Annotated in this window: 12 protein-coding genes; 9 read left to right on the forward strand and 3 right to left on the reverse strand. The window is 45.4% G+C overall.

The features are described 5' to 3' along the window. The first annotated feature begins 57 nt into the window (after positions 1–57). From NST33_RS12330 to infC, 3 genes are all read left to right on the forward strand, one after another. On the forward strand, positions 58–834 hold the full coding sequence (locus NST33_RS12330) for a metallophosphoesterase family protein (RefSeq protein ID WP_313771518.1): 777 nt from the start codon (positions 58–60) through the stop codon (positions 832–834). Positions 835–1,277: 443 nt separating this feature from the next. Beyond that, complete coding sequence (locus NST33_RS12335; RefSeq protein ID WP_076217128.1) at positions 1,278–2,210, forward strand: manganese-dependent inorganic pyrophosphatase; 933 nt, start codon at positions 1,278–1,280, stop codon at positions 2,208–2,210. 121 nt (positions 2,211–2,331) lie between these two features. Then, a complete protein-coding gene (gene infC, locus NST33_RS12340) occupies positions 2,332–2,823 on the forward strand; it encodes a translation initiation factor IF-3 (RefSeq protein ID WP_221824943.1) in 492 nt (163 codons plus the stop codon). A gap of 184 nt (positions 2,824–3,007) precedes the next feature. Here the strand turns inward: infC and NST33_RS12345 are convergent, their stop codons facing one another. Next, entirely contained in the window at positions 3,008–3,832 is an 825-nt protein-coding gene (locus tag NST33_RS12345) for a protein-glutamine gamma-glutamyltransferase (protein WP_221824942.1), read from the reverse strand. Between the two features lie 210 nt (positions 3,833–4,042). Here NST33_RS12345 and NST33_RS12350 point away from each other — a divergent pair, with 210 nt between their 5' ends. Beyond that, positions 4,043–6,790 carry a PAS domain S-box protein gene (locus tag NST33_RS12350; protein ID WP_221824940.1) on the forward strand — a complete coding sequence of 916 codons (2,748 nt, stop codon included), beginning with the start codon at positions 4,043–4,045 and terminating at the stop codon, positions 6,788–6,790. Between the two features lie 50 nt (positions 6,791–6,840). On the opposite strand, the gene NST33_RS12355 is transcribed toward NST33_RS12350, so the two are convergent. Both NST33_RS12355 and NST33_RS12360 read right to left on the reverse strand, forming a co-directional pair. Further along, positions 6,841–7,053 carry a hypothetical protein gene (locus NST33_RS12355; protein WP_017688899.1) on the reverse strand — a complete coding sequence of 71 codons (213 nt, stop codon included), beginning with the start codon at positions 7,051–7,053 and terminating at the stop codon, positions 6,841–6,843. A gap of 117 nt (positions 7,054–7,170) precedes the next feature. Next, on the reverse strand, positions 7,171–7,872 hold the full coding sequence (locus NST33_RS12360) for a hypothetical protein (protein ID WP_221824938.1): 702 nt from the start codon (positions 7,870–7,872) through the stop codon (positions 7,171–7,173). A gap of 658 nt (positions 7,873–8,530) precedes the next feature. Between NST33_RS12360 and NST33_RS12365 the strand changes: the two genes are divergently transcribed. The 5 genes from NST33_RS12365 to NST33_RS12385 all read left to right on the forward strand — a co-directional run bounded on the left by NST33_RS12365 (position 8,531) and on the right by NST33_RS12385 (position 17,393). Next, positions 8,531–10,225, forward strand: a complete 1,695-nt coding sequence (locus NST33_RS12365) for a M3 family oligoendopeptidase (protein WP_339184427.1) — start codon at positions 8,531–8,533, stop codon at positions 10,223–10,225. A gap of 246 nt (positions 10,226–10,471) precedes the next feature. Further along, positions 10,472–11,623, forward strand: coding sequence for an iron-containing alcohol dehydrogenase (locus NST33_RS12370; protein WP_221824933.1), 1,152 nt, complete (start codon positions 10,472–10,474; stop codon positions 11,621–11,623). Positions 11,624–12,192: 569 nt separating this feature from the next. Then, positions 12,193–13,362: a glucose-1-phosphate adenylyltransferase gene (locus tag NST33_RS12375; protein ID WP_076217121.1), complete on the forward strand. Its 1,170-nt coding sequence runs from the start codon at positions 12,193–12,195 to the stop codon at positions 13,360–13,362. A gap of 26 nt (positions 13,363–13,388) precedes the next feature. Then, positions 13,389–14,492, forward strand: a complete 1,104-nt coding sequence (gene glgD, locus NST33_RS12380) for a glucose-1-phosphate adenylyltransferase subunit GlgD (RefSeq protein ID WP_221824932.1) — start codon at positions 13,389–13,391, stop codon at positions 14,490–14,492. Between the two features lie 468 nt (positions 14,493–14,960). Continuing rightward, positions 14,961–17,393, forward strand: a complete 2,433-nt coding sequence (locus NST33_RS12385; RefSeq protein WP_339184434.1) for a glycogen/starch/alpha-glucan phosphorylase — start codon at positions 14,961–14,963, stop codon at positions 17,391–17,393. Positions 17,394–17,408 lie beyond the last annotated feature (15 nt).

Consider the following 17,408-nt stretch of genomic DNA (forward strand, 5'->3'; position numbering starts at 1 on the left):
TAACTACTCTAAACAGACTGGAATCTTGCTCTTGCAAGGTTCCGGTTATACTCTTGCGTGATCAGGGAGAGGAGAGATTCACATGCCAGATGTGTCATTAGTGATATTCATGGCTGTTACGATGAATTTAATGCACTGCTTAAGCTTGCAGATTATAATCCGCAGCAGGATGAATTAATTTTACTCGGTGATTATGTGGATCGTGGTCCAAGCAGCAAACAGGTCATTGAACAGATTATGCAGCTTCAACAACAGCACCATATTATGGTGATCAAAGGCAATCACGATGCCATGATGGTCAAGGCGCTTACCCAGGATGTTGAGCAATATGATCAACACTGGATTCGTAATGGCGGATTACAAACGATGGCAAGTTATCTGGACCTGGAGCTTACTTTTGATGAGCAACAGATAGATTGGGAAGCTTATGCTGAAGCTAAAAAGTGGATACGTACACACTATGAACACCATCTACGCTTTCTGGAACAGCTTCCGCTGGTGTACGAAATTCCGGGTTATATTTTTGTGCATGCCGGGATCAACCCGGATATCGAGGATTGGAGAAGCCAGTCCGAGCGGGACTTCATCTGGATTCGTGAATCATTCTATTCCAGACCAACGACGATTAGAGAGACGGTCGTATTTGGACACACCCCCGTGAAGCATTTGCATGATGAGACAGGCATTTGGTTTGACCCGAGCGGAGACAAAATTGGCATTGATGGTGGTTGTGCCTACGGAGCACAATTGAACCTGCTGGAGATTAGAGAAGACGGGAGTCTACAGACCCTTTTTGTACGGCAAGGGCAGAGCGCGGAAGAGCCTGAGATCTAATGTTTTCGTTGCTTATCAGAGTTTCATATGCTAATTTTTAAGGTTGTACGATGGAATAAACAGGATACATATCATATCGACTTGAGGGGTATGACCAAGTTTGGCTATTTTCAAAATGACTTGCCTGAGAATGATTTGCAATTAATTCGCTGTAAAGGGATTGGAATTAAGCCTTATTAGCGCTATAATCAGTAAGGGTATGATTAAATATGACATTTATTTTCTATATAAGTTCAACTAAACTTTTTACACGAGAACGGAGAGGACAGAAAAAAGCTGGAGAAGCGGAGCGTTCGCCTTTATCACCGGATTTTCCCTTTAAAAAGGGAATCAAAAAATCTGGGGATAACAGCGATCGGAAGGTTATTCTGTCATCGGAGTGGCAAGTGTAAACATTCTTTGGTTAAACTTATATAAATCAGAATTGACGGAGGGCTATGAATATGGAAAAAGCGTTAATCTTCGGTCACAAAAATCCCGACACGGATACGATCTGTTCGGCAATTGCCTATGCGGATCTCAAAACAAAATTGGGTCAGGACGTTGAAGCTGTTCGTCTCGGCGAAGTCAATGGTGAAACCCAGTTTGCACTGGATCAATTCAAAATTGCAGCACCACGTCTGATTAAAACAGCTGCAAATGAAGTAAACAAGGTTATTCTGGTTGACCACAACGAGCGTCAGCAAAGTGTAAGCGATATTGAGGAAGTGACTGTTGTTGAAGTTATCGACCATCACCGTATCGCTAACTTTGAGACAAGCGGACCTCTGTATTTCCGTGCAGAGCCTGTAGGTTGTACCGCAACCATTTTGAATAAAATGTACAAAGAAAATGGCATCGAAGTGAGTGCACCGATTGCTGGCCTGATGCTGTCTGCAATTATCTCCGACTCCCTATTGTTCAAATCCCCGACTTGCACAGAGCAGGACGTAGCCGCTGCACGTGAACTGGCTGCCATTGCTGGTGTAGATGCAGACACATATGGTCTGGACATGCTGAAAGCCGGCGCGGATCTGAGCCAAAAAACAATTGCTGAACTAATCTCCCTGGATGCCAAAGAATTCGTAATGGGTCAATCCAAAGTGGAAATTGCACAGGTTAATGCCGTTGACGTGAATGATGTTCTCGTGAAGCAACCTGAGCTTGAAGCAGCTATTGAAGCGATCATTTCCAGCAAAGGTCTCGATCTGTTTGTATTTGTCGTAACAGACATTCTGAACAACGATTCCGTAGCTCTGGCATATGGTACATCCACTAAAGCAGTGGAGAAAGCCTACAATGTGACGCTGTCTGATAGCAGAGCTATCTTGAAAGGCGTAGTATCACGCAAATCACAAATTGTACCGGTCCTGACGGAAGCATTCAACACGCTGTAACTCAAACCGATTGGCGTATTTGTACGCTGATATGTATTACAAATACGTAGCAACACCATCCTAGCCTGCTCTGATCCGTAAATGGTCAGGACAGGCTTTTGATGTAGAGGAGGAAGAAATCATGATCAAAAATGAAAAGATCAAAGCAGCCGAAGTGCAGTTGACCGGCCTGAATGGTGAAGATCTGGGTGTGATGTCCACGCAGGAAGCACTTCTACTTGCGAAGCAGCATAAGGTAGATCTGGTGTGCCTGTCCTTGATGACGAGTCCGCCTCCGTGCAAGCTGATTGGAGCTGAAGCGGCCAAAGCGGAAGCGCAGCAGGCGAAGAAAAAAGCGAGTAAATCCCCCGATAAACGTAAAGTAAAGGAAATTCGCTTGAACCTTGCGATGGAAGATCATGACCGGGAGACGAAGCAATCTCAAGCGGAGCGCATTCTGAAGAAGGGTGATTCGGTAAAACTCGTCATCCAGGTGCATGGAGCCAAAGAAGGAGTTGCAGGCAAGGAGTGGGCTGAGCAACTGAGCAAATCGCTGGCTGAATTCGGTAGCAAAACGACAGGTGTTCAGGTAAGTGGTAAACAGGTTGTTGTGCAACTGGACCCGATTGCTTAAACTGCCAGGAGCGATCCTCGATGTAGCACAAAGGTAAGGCGAATATTGATACCGTAATGATCTTTTGAATGTAAAGAAGCCCAATGAGGTGGCAGGTTAACTGCTGCTGTATTGGGCTTGTTTGTCATCACTTGGATTGAAGTATCGTGCAATTTAATGTAAAAGCCGTTTCTGTTCCAGTAGTTCAGCTGCGTAAATAACGGCTGCCACCAAGTCGTACATATAACTGTCCGGGTAACACAGGCGTAGAACCAGCGGCCATATTATTCTGGTTGTTTTTGGCGAATCGGGATAAATAAAAGAAGTCCGGATAGATCACCATATCCATCAAGTAGGCGGAGACCCGACTACCTGGAACGCGGAACTGATTCAGGGTACGTATAATATCTTCGCCGCGTGCAATACCAATGCCGTGTCCGTAATACCAGTTCTCGCGCAGCATGAACGTATTCTCTCCCTGCCACTCGGGAGTTTCCGGAGAAACATCCGGATTCTTGAAATACAGCACATCTCCTGGCAGGGCGGTTTCGCTACCGTTTTTTTCGGTTAATCGCAGGTCACTGTCATAATGCCAGTCAAAGAGTAACAGATTTCGAAACAGGGAATTAAAGGCGTCTTCGCGAATGCTTCCCAGCACGCCACCATACAGCACAATAACGGTAGCTGTTGCACATTCAAAGGCATATAAGTGTCCATTCCTCCAGATATCCCGGATACCGTCGGCGGGGGACACGTTTGATCTTAGTTCGAACCCACCTTCCGCATTACGATTCCAGTAGGCAGGATTACATCTGGATTTTTCAAAGGATGCAAAACTCACACCACTTCGATCCAATCCTTCCGCTGCATCCACGAGAGAGCCCCTCAAGTCCCACTCAAAACGAAGATGATCCATGGATTGGTATACATACCTTGTAGGCCGATTCTGGAGTTGCTGTAACCAATGCCATTCAAAAGCAGACCATTCCGAGCGGTTCAGCTGGGCGGGTTGATTAGCAACAATGATCATGATCCATAACCTCCGTTCCTATTCGAATATTCAACTTTGTATAATCGGGAGAGCACGGGTATTGTGTAGTATATGTCGGTTCATGCAGGAATTTTGTCCGATCTCGTTTATTAATCCTTGCATTTGGGGTAGTACTCTATAGATGAAGTTATGTTCAGGTCGATCTATTCATACGGAATACATTCAGATTCTCATAAAGGAGGACATGTAATGTCGAAATCCATTACAGAGAGCCGATCTCTGTTTGAACAGTTGTATACGCACGCACCAATCGGCATTGCTGTCGCATCGCATGTAAATGGACGGTGGTTGCAGCTTAATCCTGCATTTTGCGAGATGCTTGCATACAGTGAAGATGAACTGATCGATACTTCGGTCATACATATGATCTACGAAGAAGATCTGCATATGGAGGAATTCCGCAGCAAGTTTTGGGAAATGACCCATGAAACAAGTCCGATGTACGAGACGGAGGTGCGTCTGAAACGAAAGGACGGTTCGTTATTATGGGCAACCATTAGAGCTTGTATTGTTAGGGATGAAACGAATGGTGAGCCCTTGTATTTGCTGGTACAAGCTGCTGATATTACGAAACAAAAAGATGCAGAGGAAATCCTCATTGTGCAACGTAAACAATTGGAAGAGAGCAGTCGCATCTCTCGGCTGTTGGCGGAGTCTTCACTAGACCTGATTGCAATACATGATGCCGATTCTAGTCGTACATTTAAATATGTATCAAATGCATGTAAAAGCATGTTGGGCTATGAGTTGGAAGAAGTTATAGGTAAGCCGGGAACATTTGTTATCTATCCGGAGGATGTGCCTTTGGTTGAAGCGTACGTAGAAGAGCAGAGAAAGGGTCTTGCTCCCAAACGGCTCAATTATCGCCTGCTACATAAGGATGGATCTACGGTATGGGCAGATACGATTACGCACTATGTATATGACGATGCAGGTGAATTGATGGAGATGGTCGCCGTAACCCGGGATATCACAGCCAGCCAGCAACAACAGTTAAGCATGCAGGAGTACAGATCGTTATTTGACTGCAATCCCCTAGGTGTGGCTTCTCTTGATCTGGAAGGCAATCTGCTGAAAGCCAATATGGGTCAGGAACAGTTGACAGGACACACCAAAGAGGAGCTGCTGAATCGACCTTTTGATCACCTCATTGATCCTGTAGATCTGGAGAAGACTCGATACCATTTTGAGGAGACGGTGAAGGGCAATGCACAGAGTTACGAGATAGGCCTAATTCACAAAAATGGGCAGCGAATTGAAACAAATGTGATTAATGTTCCTATTATACTTGAGGAGAAAGTTGTCGGGGTCTATGGGATTACCAGTGACATTACTGAGTCCAAACGTTACGTCGAGGAGATCGAGAATCTTAGTTATGAACGGGCATTGATTTTGAATGGCATGTCTGAGGGGGTTATTGGACTGGACCTGGATGGGAATCTGAACTTTGCCAATCCGGCCGCTGCGGAGATCATGAACTTCTGTCCAAGTGAAATGAATGGCAAACCATTAGAACAGATGATGATCCAAATGCAGAGCGATGGCATCCCATACCCATCCAGGGATACACCTATTCTACAGGCTGTTCGTGAGGGACGAGGTCTGCCGCGTACCGAATCCGTATTCTGGAGACAGGATGGGTCCAGTTTTTTGGCGGAGTTCCAATTGAAGCCGATTATGGATCAGGGTAGAACCCGCGGAGCAGTTCTGGTCTTCCGTGATATGACATCTGTTAAGGACATCATACGTGCCAAGGAAGCAGCAGAGCATGCAGACCGAGCCAAGTCCGAGTTTCTCGCCATCATGAGTCATGAGCTTCGTACGCCATTAAACGGCATCATGGGCATGGCCCATCTGTTAATGGAAACCGAGCTGGATGATGAACAGAAAGGTTTTACGGAAATTATGATTGATAGCGGCGAATCCCTTTTGTACATTTTGAACGAAATTTTGGATTTCAGCAAAATCGAAGCCGGCAAAATGGATCTTGAGCGCGCACCTGTAGATATTAAGGCGATGCTGGGCGGGGTGATCGAGCTGTTTGCACTGAAGGCATCAGAGAAAAATATTGAACTCTATTGTGAAGTGTCGGATCACATTCCTGAACGCATTCGAGGGGATGAGACACGAATCCGGCAGATTTTGATTAATCTGGTGGGTAATGCCGTTAAATTCACAGAGCAAGGCCGCATTGAGGTGAGCGTAGGTGCTGATTTCTCAGATGAGCATGGTCAGGATAAACTGATGTTGACCTTTAAGGTGAGAGATACAGGGATCGGAATTCCAATAGAAAAGCAGCATCAATTGTTCCAATCCTTCTCACAGCTTGATCCGGCCATCAATCGTAAGTTTGGCGGGACAGGTCTAGGCCTTGCGATCAGCAAAAAACTGGTTGAGTTAATGGGCGGAGCGATTGGCGTACAGAGTGAGATCGGTGAGGGGGCAGAATTCCAGTTCACCCTCGTAGTGGAGCGGTGGTTAGAGGAAAGTAATGATCCGATTGACATCACCACGAATGATGAACTGCAATTGGATCGAGCTAGTCTTGCCCATGACATCAAAATTTTGATTGCTGAGGATCAAACGGTCAACAGTCATCTGTTGGAGGAGATGCTGCGCAAGTTTGGCGGAGTATGTGATATCGTTGAGAATGGTGCACAGGCCGTCGATTCTTTGAACAAGGTTCAATATGACCTGGTGTTTATGGATATTCAAATGCCAGTTATGGATGGGATTGAAGCGACCTGCCACATCAGAAAGAGCCACCCAGACATACCGGTTATTGCAGCGATTACAGCTTTTGCAGGCGCCGGTGACCGTGAGGAGTGTCTGAAATGCGGGATGCAGGACTTTATCAGCAAACCGTTTCATTCCACGGAGATTAGCCGCGTACTGAATACATGGGTTCCATATATTCGCTCTCAAAGGGTAACGTAACGGAAAAATAACCTGCGCCTTGAAATTCAAGGTACAGGTTATTCTGTCATTTACGACCAGCCTCCGATTAAACCGGAGAGAGTCACACATTCGTCATCTTCCAAATCTGCAATCAGAGTGAGTTCTTCGTTGTCTTGTGGATCAACGGAGAATAATTCACGGCGTCCGTCCTCATGCACAATAATGACTAACTGATGGCCGCCCTTTGTATCAAACTGGTACTTAACTCCGATACCAGGTAGTGGGCATTCGCGGATATTCATGAAACTTGTCACCTCTTTAGCTTTGCTTAATAAAAAATTAACCGTTCACACAGTACGGATGTATTCTACTATCCATAACACCGTTTGGCAAGTCACAAATAAAATTGGTGTGAAGAATTAATTTTTTCCGCGATGTGACCTTGCACTTTGGTGCTGTCTGGCCCGTCTGCGACGAACAAAAAACCAAATGAGCAGAGCAGCGATTAATAGTAGGCCAATGACTGCCATGATAATGATGTTCCGAATATTGGGAACCTGTACAGTCAGATCCAGTTTATTCATCTGGAGGGGTGAAACGTGCCAAATCAGCGTTTTTCCGCCATCCTCTACCTGATCTGCATTGGAATCAGCTGCCTTGATGGGCAAAGACAACTTAAAGTCAAAGTTAACATCCTTTAACAAGAGATTTTTAAGAAAGCTGGGTACCTTGTTAATCTGATTTTTGATCTCACCATCGGGCATGGACTCCATGAGATCGGCTTCTGCTGTAATATGCATTTTGGAAGTGAAGAAGCCAGGTGAAGTTGATTGTTCAACCTTGATCCCTTGTGGTAACTTGGACGTATTAAAGCTGGTTTTATTGCTTTTTTCATAATGGGTGGTCGCTGTGAGTTGCTTCTGATCTCCTTGTTCCGAAACCTCTGCCTGGAAGTTATTTCGATTCAATGCATCTGCAATCAGAGGCATGAGATTGTCTTGTCCAATTTTTCCAAGAGCGGAGTTCTTTACGTTGAGATTGAGATCCAGATCCGTTGATCCATCCATATTTACCGTTAGATGGGCTTCTCCATCAGCACAAGCGGATAAAACAGATAACATAAGGGCTAATAAAACAGTAAGAAATAACTGACGTAAGGGGATGCGAGTTGACATGTCTTTCAACCTTTCTGCTTAAAAATCCAAATTCCATTTCATAGAAGTATAGTATACACCGTAAGCATGGCGGATGAAACTTTGCACCGTGCAGCGAGGTACGTATGATTTAGTGTGATCGGGGAAATAATCCATTTATTAAAATTAAAGATTTCGTATTTTTGTCAATGTTCGGTCAATTCAAATGGCGCTTCACCGTGTACACTAGTAGTAGTGTGATGAATATACGGAAGCAGGGAGGTTACATTCATGACATATATCATTATTATGGCTGTTATTATGGTCGTGGGCATGGTCGGAATGGGCTGGTTCTATCAGATTATGGATAAAGACCAAAGCTAGTATTGTTTAAATGTGAAAAGAAGAGAGACAACCTATAAGCTGGCTTCGCTAACGCGAGGCGGGCTTATTTGTGTGGGGAAAATGTTGAGGCACTGACCTTACATAAGTACGTAATATATGTAACCAGTCGTGTTGCACAATTTGACCGATGGACAAATATTTTTCGTAAAGATGGGATTTTTTAGCTGCTCTTTTGTATAATAGGGGGTAGTTTAACTCGGGATGCTCCCGAAATTCTGCCAAACAGGAAAGGGTGTACATAATGAAATTTAGTGAGTATACGTATACACGTCCGAATCTGGAACACATCAAGACATCTTTCCGTGAGCTGTTGAGCGGTTTTGAAGCTGCGGCAACGGTTGAAGAACAGAGTGGATTCATGGATCAGATTAACGCGCTGCGCAGTGATTTTGAGACACAAGCCCAATTGGTCTACATCCGTCATTCCATTGATACCAATGATGAGTTTTACAAGGCAGAGAACGAATTTCTGGATGAGAATGCACCAATTGTGCAGGAATATATTACGGATTTTTACCGCGCACTGGTTAACTCCAAATTCCGCAATGAGTTGGAACAGAAATGGGGTTCACAGCTGTTCCAGCTGGCAGATCTTTCACTGAAAACATTCAGCCCGGAAATTATTGAAGAACTCCAGAAGGAGAACAAACTTTCCACAGAATACAATCAATTGATCGCATCCGCCAAAATTCCGTTCGAAGGTGAAGAACGCACGTTGCCACAGCTTCATCCATTTGAACTGTCCACGGATCGCTCCATGCGTGAGCGCGCTTCGGAAGCCAGATACACTTTCATGGCTGAACATGAGGCTGAATTCGATCGCATTTACGATGAACTGGTTAAAGTACGTACACAGATCGCGAAGAAACTGGGTTATCCAAGCTATGTAGAACTCGGTTATGATCGTATGAACCGTACAGATTACAACGCCGAGATGGTTGCCAACTTCCGTGCACAAGTTCGCGATTATATCGTGCCTGTAGCGACCAAGCTCAGAGAGCGTCAGCGTAATCGGATCGATGTGGATACACTGTATTATTACGATCAGGGCTTCAGCTTCAAGACGGGTAACCCGACACCTAAGGGTGACGCGGACTGGATTATCGAACATGGTAAAAAAATGTACGCTGAATTATCGCCAGAGACGGATGCTTTTTTCCAGATGATGACCGAAAACGAGCTTATGGATCTGGTAAGCAAAAAAGGTAAACAGGGCGGCGGATATTGTACGTTCCTGAACGATTACAAAGTGCCGTTTATCTTCTCCAACTTCAACGGTACATCCGGTGATATTGATGTATTGACACATGAAGCAGGTCATGCTTTCCAGGTGTATGAGAGCCGTGATTTTGCAGTGCCTGAATACAACTGGCCGACATATGAATCGGCTGAGATTCATTCCATGAGTATGGAGTTCTTCACATGGCCGTGGATGCAGTTGTTCTTCAAGGAAGATACGGACAAGTACAAGTTTGATCACCTGTCTTCCGGTTTGTTGTTTATCCCCTATGGCGTAGCCGTGGATGAATTCCAGCATTTTGTATATGCGAATCCGGATGCAACACCAGCGGAGCGTAAGCAGGCATGGCGCAACATTGAGAAGACCTATCTGCCACACATCAATTACAAAGACAATGCGTATCTGGAGCAGGGTGGTTTCTGGCATAAGCAGGGTCACATTTTCTCATCGCCATTTTATTACATTGACTACACGTTGGCACAAATCTGTGCATTCCAGTTCTGGAAACGCAGCAATGAGGACATGAAGTCCGCATGGGCCGACTATCTGACATTGTGCAAAGCGGGAGGAAGCCTGTCCTTCACCGGATTGGTTGAACTGGCTGGATTGAACTCACCATTCGAGGATGGCTGTGTATCCTCCGTAATTGGCGATATTGAGGCATGGCTTGACGGCGTGAACGATAAGGCGCTGTAAGCCTTCGTCAGGATGCTTTTAGTAATAGTACCTTCAGTAAGGTATAAGTAGTGGATAAAGCTTTAAGATAGATAAGTAAGACGGCTTGGAGACCTTCGGGTGTCTGGGTCGTCTTTTTCATTATAGGTAAAAATCAACCTTCAGTGTAACATTTATCGGACTCATTGTGATTTATTTCACTATATCTGAAAACGGATTCAGTTACAATGGAGATAGTAAATCAGGGGTTACAGGAGGCTGGTTCAAATGGCAACACATGCATATTATGTTCCGCCCGTGAACTTGATGGGTAGAGGCTGTTTACAGGAAGCAGGTCAGATGATTGAACAGATGGGTATCCGCAAGGCGCTGGTTGTAAGTGATCGTCAATTGATTACTTCAGGCGTTGCTGAACAGGTACTGTCTATACTAAGAAAATCAGGGTTAGAATATGTTGTATATGATGAGGTTCAGCCTAATCCAACATGTCAGAATGTACATGATGGACTTCAAGTATTCCAGGATCATGGCTGTGACGCCATTATATCGATAGGCGGAGGTTCACCGCAGGATGCTGCCAAAGGGATTGGTATTGTAGCTACGAACGGTGGGCATATCCGTGAATATGAAGGACTGCATCAATCGAAACATAAGTCCGTACCACTTGTGGCTTTTAACACAACAGCGGGCACATCGAGCGAGGTGACAATTAACTACGTGATTACAGATGAGGAACGTAAAGTGAAGATGGTTATGGTAGACCGCAACAGTCTGGTCTCGCTGTCGGTTAATGATCCGGAGCTGATGCTCAGCAAACCTGCAAGTCTCACAGCGGCTACAGGAATGGATGCCTTGACCCATGCCGTAGAAGCGATGGTTACACCGGGTGGATTTACAGTGACAAGTGCGACAGCTGCAGCAGCTGTTGAATTGATCTTTGAATATTTGCCTAGAGCCGTGAGAGACGGCAGTGATCTGGAAGCGCGGGAACATATGACGTATGCGTGTTTCCTTGGCGGGATTGCTTTTAATAATGCGGGCCTGGGTTATGTCCATGCGATGGCGCATCAACTGGGTGGCGTATATGATCTGCCGCACGGTGTCTGTAACGCAATGTTACTCCCCTATGTGGAAGAGTTAAACGCCAAGCATGTACCCGGCAAATTCCGTCATATCGCTAAGGCAATTGGTATGAATGTGAAGGGTAGAAGTGATGAGGAGTGTTCCAATTACGTCATTGAGGCCATACGTCAGCTATCGAAGGAAGTAGGCATTCCTGAGAAACTGTCTGAATTGGGTGTAAAAGATCCCGATGTGGAACTTCTTGCGGATAACGCGATGAAAGATGCCTGTGCACCAGGCAATCCCTATCAACCGTCCAAGGATGAAGTGATGGAGTTGTTCCGCAAAATTATATAGACTGTTTCAGAAACGGATACATCAAAGTACAATCTTGTTGAAGCTAGAGGATCATGAACCAAGCAGGGTCCAAAAAATAACAGACAAAATGAGCCGGGATGGAAAGTCGGCTTTTTTGTCATGTGAACTCATACTTTTTACTTATTTTCCCATTTAATGATTGTACAAAAACTAAAGGATTTTGTTTCTCTATTATCGAATATAATATGAATAACAGCGGCACGAGAAAGGGTGATCTTACCCGCAACTTGATGTCGATGTTTTCCAGTAAGATTCCCCAGTCCGTTTCGTGTTTAATGTAAATAGGAGTAGTCTATTTCATTGTTCACGAGCTACACCTGAAGTTCTGCATCTAACATTCACCTCTGTAAGACAGTCAAGGCAATTCTACACCAGCATCATCTCTATTTCAGGCTTTACAATCCAAGAAGTTCAACTGCAATAAGATTCATCCAGTTACACATCTGTACAGCATGCTCCTAATCATGACAACAGTGTCCACACAACAGAATATCGATTATGGGCTCTGAAATGAATCAGAACGAATGCACGTGGAGGAGGCTGTAATGATGGCGAAAAAAGAAGTTGTAGCGATGCTACTTGCCGGAGGGCAAGGTAAGAGGTTAAAAGGATTGACCAAATCACTGGCTAAGCCGGCTGTATATTTTGGGGGCACGTACCGAATCATTGATTTTCCGTTGAGTAACTGCTCTAATTCTGGTATTGATACAGTGGGTGTATTAACTCAATATGAACCACTTGTCTTACATTCCTATATTGGCATTGGCAGTGACTGGGATCTGGATCGGAAAAACGGCGGGGTATACGTACTTCCTCCGCATGAACGTGAAGACGGTAGCAACTGGTACCGGGGTACAGCGGATGCGATCTTCCGCAACCTGAACTTTATTGAACAATTCGATCCTGAGCATGTGCTCATTCTGTCAGGGGATCATATCTATAAGATGGACTACGAAAAAATGCTCCAATATCACAAAGAAAAAGATGCGGATTGCACCATATCGGTCATTGATGTCTCCTTGGAAGAAGCCAGCCGGTTCGGTGTGCTGAATACCAACGATGACTATAGCATCTATGAATTCGAAGAAAAACCTCCTGAGCCCAAGAGCACACTTGCTTCCATGGGTATCTATCTCTTCAAGTGGGATGTACTGAAACGTTTCCTGATCCAGGATGAACAACAGGCATCCACCTCCTATGATTTTGGTAAAGATATCATTCCGTTATTGCTTGAAAATGAAAAATCCTTATACGCATATCCGTTCGAAGGGTATTGGAAAGATGTAGGTACCATTCGCAGTCTGTGGGAGTCGAATATGGATTTGTTGGACGAAGATACCCCGTTTAATTTGAATGACCCGGACTGGCGTATTTTCACACGTAATCCGAACCAACCTGCACAATACATCTCGCCTTCGGCCAAAGTGCGGAATTGTATTATTAGTGAAGGCAGTGTGGTGCATGGAGAGGTCAATCATTCCGTTCTGTTCTACGGAATTGAGGTTGGGGAGAACAGCGCCGTTATAGATTCTGTCATCATGCCAAGGGTGAAGATCGGGCAAAATGTGCGTATTCACCGAGCAATCATTGCAGAAGGATTGGTTATTCCGGATGGAACACAGATTTCGCCCGCACCGGGAGATGAGAGTGATATATTACTCGTCGATCAGGAAGAACTGGAGCGTCAGCTTCGCCAAGGAATAACCAGCAAGGCCTAATTGAAGCCAAAAGGACGGTGCATGCGATGAAATCATTGATCGGAGTTATTAACCTTGACCATGAACTTGAGGAATTGAAGGAATTGACGTACTTTCGCTGCGGAGCCGCGGTGCCTTATGCCGGGCGTTACCGTCTGATCGATTTTGTTCTATCTAATATGATGAATGCCGGAATTGAGAGCATAGGGGTATTTGTCCGTCGTAAGTATCGCTCGCTGATGGACCATCTCGGTGACGGCAAGCCTTGGGATTTGGATCGTAAGCATGGGGGCATGTTTATTTTACCGCCGGACTGGAACGACCCAACAGATACATCACAGGGGGACTTGCAGCATTTCCATAACAATCTGGACTTCTTCCGCAGAGGTGCAGGGCAATATGTAGTGCATGCGGGCAGTCGCCATGTGACCAAAGCAGACCTCCAGGATGTCTACAGGTATCACATCAGTAAAGGAGCGGACGTTACACTGGTCTGCAAAAAAGTGGATCAGCTGCTGCCTGAGCATGACGCCTGTGTCAAAGTTGATCATGACGGGGACGGTAACGTGGTGGACATTCACCAAAGCGCTAATCACGCGAATATATATACAGAAATTTTCATTATGGAAAAGGAATTGTTCCTGCGCCAGGTGCAGCGCTGCATTGATCATGGCGAGAGCCATTTCTTTCGGGATGTGATTCAAAAAAATCCGGATGGATTGAATATCGCTGCGTATGCATATGATGGCTATCACGCAGTCATCAATTCCATTGACAGTTATTACCGCAACAGTATGGATCTGCTGAACACAGGGCAATATGAACAGCTGTTCAAGGAAGATCCGATCCAGACCAAAATTAAATACGAAGCACCTGCCAAATATCTGGATACCGCCGATGTTAAACATTCACTTCTCGCGAATGGCTGCATTGTAGCTGGAGAGGTGGAAGACAGCATTTTATTCCGGGGCGTACAGGTGGCTAAAGGTGCCAAAATTAAGGGTTCAATCATCATGCAAAAATGCTACATTGGTGAAGGAACCGTACTTGAGAACGTCATTCTCGATAAAGACGTGAAGCTCACCGGAGGACAGACGCTGATCGGTGACCCGTCGAATCCATACATTTTAGCGAAAAGTACTATTATCTAATGCCCACACGTAACCGATATCTTCTATAAATATATATAAAATAAAAATCCTGTAGGATGGATTTAAGGTTCATACACTTTCGACGAATGAATTGCATCTTCGAAAGTTCTCACCAGCATGCAAACGTAGTGAAGGGAACGAAATCGATTCTGAAGCGTAGCGGTCGCCTAAAAGCTTTCTGCAAGAAAGCTGCTTCGAAAGCATATGCTGGTTTCAAATTTTATCCTGTATTATATAAATTCAACTTGAATAATTACACAAAACGGAGAGGACAGAAATGACCTGAAGAAGCGTAGCGCTCGCCTTTATCCCCGGATTTTCCCATTTCAAAAAGGGAATCAAAAAAATCTGGGGATAACAGCGATCGGAAGGTTATTCTGTCATCGAAGTGGCCAGTGTAAATATAATTTAGTTCGATTTGTATGAATCGCCACCATCCTGCAGGATTTCCCCGGGAGGAACCTACTTTTGTTTGACAACAAGGAAACGTTCAAGAGCATATTTACACGGAATCTGGTCAGCAAATTGGGCAAACCGATTGAAGAAGCAACACAGGAAGACGTGTACCATGTACTGGGAAGCATGATTCGTGAATATGCAGGCCAGGATTGGGCAGCGTCGAATCAGGGGTTCAAGCAGCGCCAGGATAAACAGGTCTATTACTTCTCGCTGGAATTCCTGATTGGACGTCTGCTCGGCAACAATCTGCTGAATGTAAATGAATTGGAATTGGTCCGTGATAGTTTAGCTGATCTGGGTTTCTCCTTGGAAGAGGTGGAAGAGCAGGAGGCGGATGCAGGACTCGGTAACGGAGGTCTGGGACGACTCGCTGCCTGTTTCCTGGATTCACTCGCTTCACTCCGATATGCAGGACATGGTTGCGGGATTCGATATAAATACGGTTTGTTTGAGCAAAAAATCATCAATGGTAATCAGGTCGAGTTACCCGACAATTGGCTGGATAAGGGCAATGAATGGGAAGTCCGCCGTCCAGACAAAAAGGTGGAAGTACAGTTCTGGGGCCGGGTAGAAGCTCATGAGCAGGATGGAGAATATCAGTTTGTTACAAAAGATGCCGAATCGGTTATCGCCATTCCCTATGACGTGCCTGTCATCGGTTATGGTCAGACCCATGTAAATACATTGCGACTCTGGAGTGCCGAGCCAAAGCGCGAGACTTCACTCGACACCCCTTCGAACTATTACGGTTATCTGGATTATAGCCGTTCGGTTGAATCAATCTCGGAGTTTCTATATCCAGATGATTCCCAGTATGAAGGAAAGCTGCTGCGATTGAAGCAGCAATACTTCATGTGCTCGGCAGGTGTACAGAGTGCCTTGCGTACGTTCAACAAGCTGGAGCTACCGTATGATCGGTTGCCTGATAAAGTGGCCTTCCACATTAATGACACGCATCCAACCTTGGTTATTCCAGAACTGATGCGCATCCTGATTGATGTGAAGGGGTATGGCTGGGATGAAGCATGGGATATCACAACCCGTACTGTATCGTATACCAATCATACAACGCTTAGTGAGGCGCTTGAGAAGTGGCCTGTATCCATGATCAGCAGGCTGCTGCCACGAATCTACATGATCATTGAAGAGATCAACAAACGCTTCTGTGGCATGCTGCTGGACCGGTATCCAGGAGATCAGGATCGCATAGGGCATCTGGCGATTGTTGCAAACGATCAGGTACGGATGGCACATCTGGCGATTGTAGGCAGTCATAGCGTGAATGGTGTTGCTGCTTTGCATACCGAGATTTTGAAAGAGCGTGAGATGGCTCCCTTCTATGAACTGTATCCAGAGCGTTTCAATAACAAAACGAATGGTATCACCCATCGCCGCTGGTTGATGCATGCCAATCCGAAACTGTCGGATCTGATTACGGATACAATCGGTAACGATTGGATAACAGAGCCGGGCAAGCTGGAGCAGTTGGCTGGCTTTGCGGATAATACATCATTTCAGGAGCAGTTCCGTTTGATTAAGCGGGATAACAAAGAGCGGCTTGCTGCGTATATTCTGGACCATACCGGGACAGCAGTGAATCCGGATTCCATCTTTGATGTACAGGTGAAGAGGCTGCACGGGTATAAACGTCAGCTGTTGAACATTCTGCATGTCATGCATCTGTATAACCGGCTTAAGAATGATGCTTCGTTTGATATGGTACCACGAACGTTCATCTTTGGTGCCAAGGCAGCGCCGAGTTATTATTTTGCCAAGAAAATTATTAAGCTGATCAACACCGTGGCTGACACAGTGAATCGGGATGCGGCCGTGAATGACCGCTTGAAGGTATTTTTCCTCGAGAATTATTCCGTCTCTCTCGCAGAGAAAATCATTCCCGCTGCGGATGTTAGTGAACAGATCTCAACCGCAGGTAAGGAAGCTTCCGGTACGGGCAACATGAAATTTATGATGAACGGTGCTTTAACGATTGGCACGATGGATGGAGCCAACGTGGAGATGGCGGAGCAGGTCGGGGAAGAAAATATGTTCATCTATGGTCTGCGTGCAGACGAAGTGCTTGAGTACTATCGTTCGGGTAGCTATCGTCCGAATGAGATTGTGCAGCACGATGAACGCATTCGCGAGGTTGTGGAGCAATTAGTACATCCAGGTGCATTCTGTTATCGTGACGGGGAGTTCTGGGATATTTATGACTCCTTACTGGCCCATGGTGATGAATACTTTGTATTGCGTGATTTTGCTGCTTATGCAGACGCGCATGCTGCGATTGACCAGGCGTATCGGGATATTCCGGGCTGGACTCGGAAAGCGATATTAAACACGGCTCATTCCGGCATATTCTCCAGTGATCGTACCATTAGTGAGTATGCGACAGATATCTGGGGTATTCATCCCGTGTCCGGGAACTGGAAAGGTTAAGAATAGATTGTTAGA

The sequence above is a fragment of the Paenibacillus sp. FSL L8-0435 genome, from assembly GCF_037965655.1.
In the GTDB taxonomy this organism is placed as follows: domain Bacteria; phylum Bacillota; class Bacilli; order Paenibacillales; family Paenibacillaceae; genus Paenibacillus.

Coding starts and splice junctions, on each gene's coding strand:
- NST33_RS12350 (WP_221824940.1), top strand. CDS start 4,043: ATGTCGAAATCCATTACAGAGAGCCGATCTCTGTTTGAACAGTTGTAT.
- NST33_RS12360 (WP_221824938.1), bottom strand. CDS start 7,872: ATGTTATCTGTTTTATCCGCTTGTGCTGATGGAGAAGCCCATCTAACG.
- NST33_RS12355 (WP_017688899.1), bottom strand. CDS start 7,053: ATGAATATCCGCGAATGCCCACTACCTGGTATCGGAGTTAAGTACCAG.
- NST33_RS12335 (WP_076217128.1), top strand. CDS start 1,278: ATGGAAAAAGCGTTAATCTTCGGTCACAAAAATCCCGACACGGATACG.
- NST33_RS12345 (WP_221824942.1), bottom strand. CDS start 3,832: ATGATCATTGTTGCTAATCAACCCGCCCAGCTGAACCGCTCGGAATGG.
- infC (WP_221824943.1), top strand. CDS start 2,332: ATGATCAAAAATGAAAAGATCAAAGCAGCCGAAGTGCAGTTGACCGGC.
- glgD (WP_221824932.1), top strand. CDS start 13,389: ATGAAATCATTGATCGGAGTTATTAACCTTGACCATGAACTTGAGGAA.
- NST33_RS12375 (WP_076217121.1), top strand. CDS start 12,193: ATGGCGAAAAAAGAAGTTGTAGCGATGCTACTTGCCGGAGGGCAAGGT.
- NST33_RS12370 (WP_221824933.1), top strand. CDS start 10,472: ATGGCAACACATGCATATTATGTTCCGCCCGTGAACTTGATGGGTAGA.
- NST33_RS12365 (WP_339184427.1), top strand. CDS start 8,531: ATGAAATTTAGTGAGTATACGTATACACGTCCGAATCTGGAACACATC.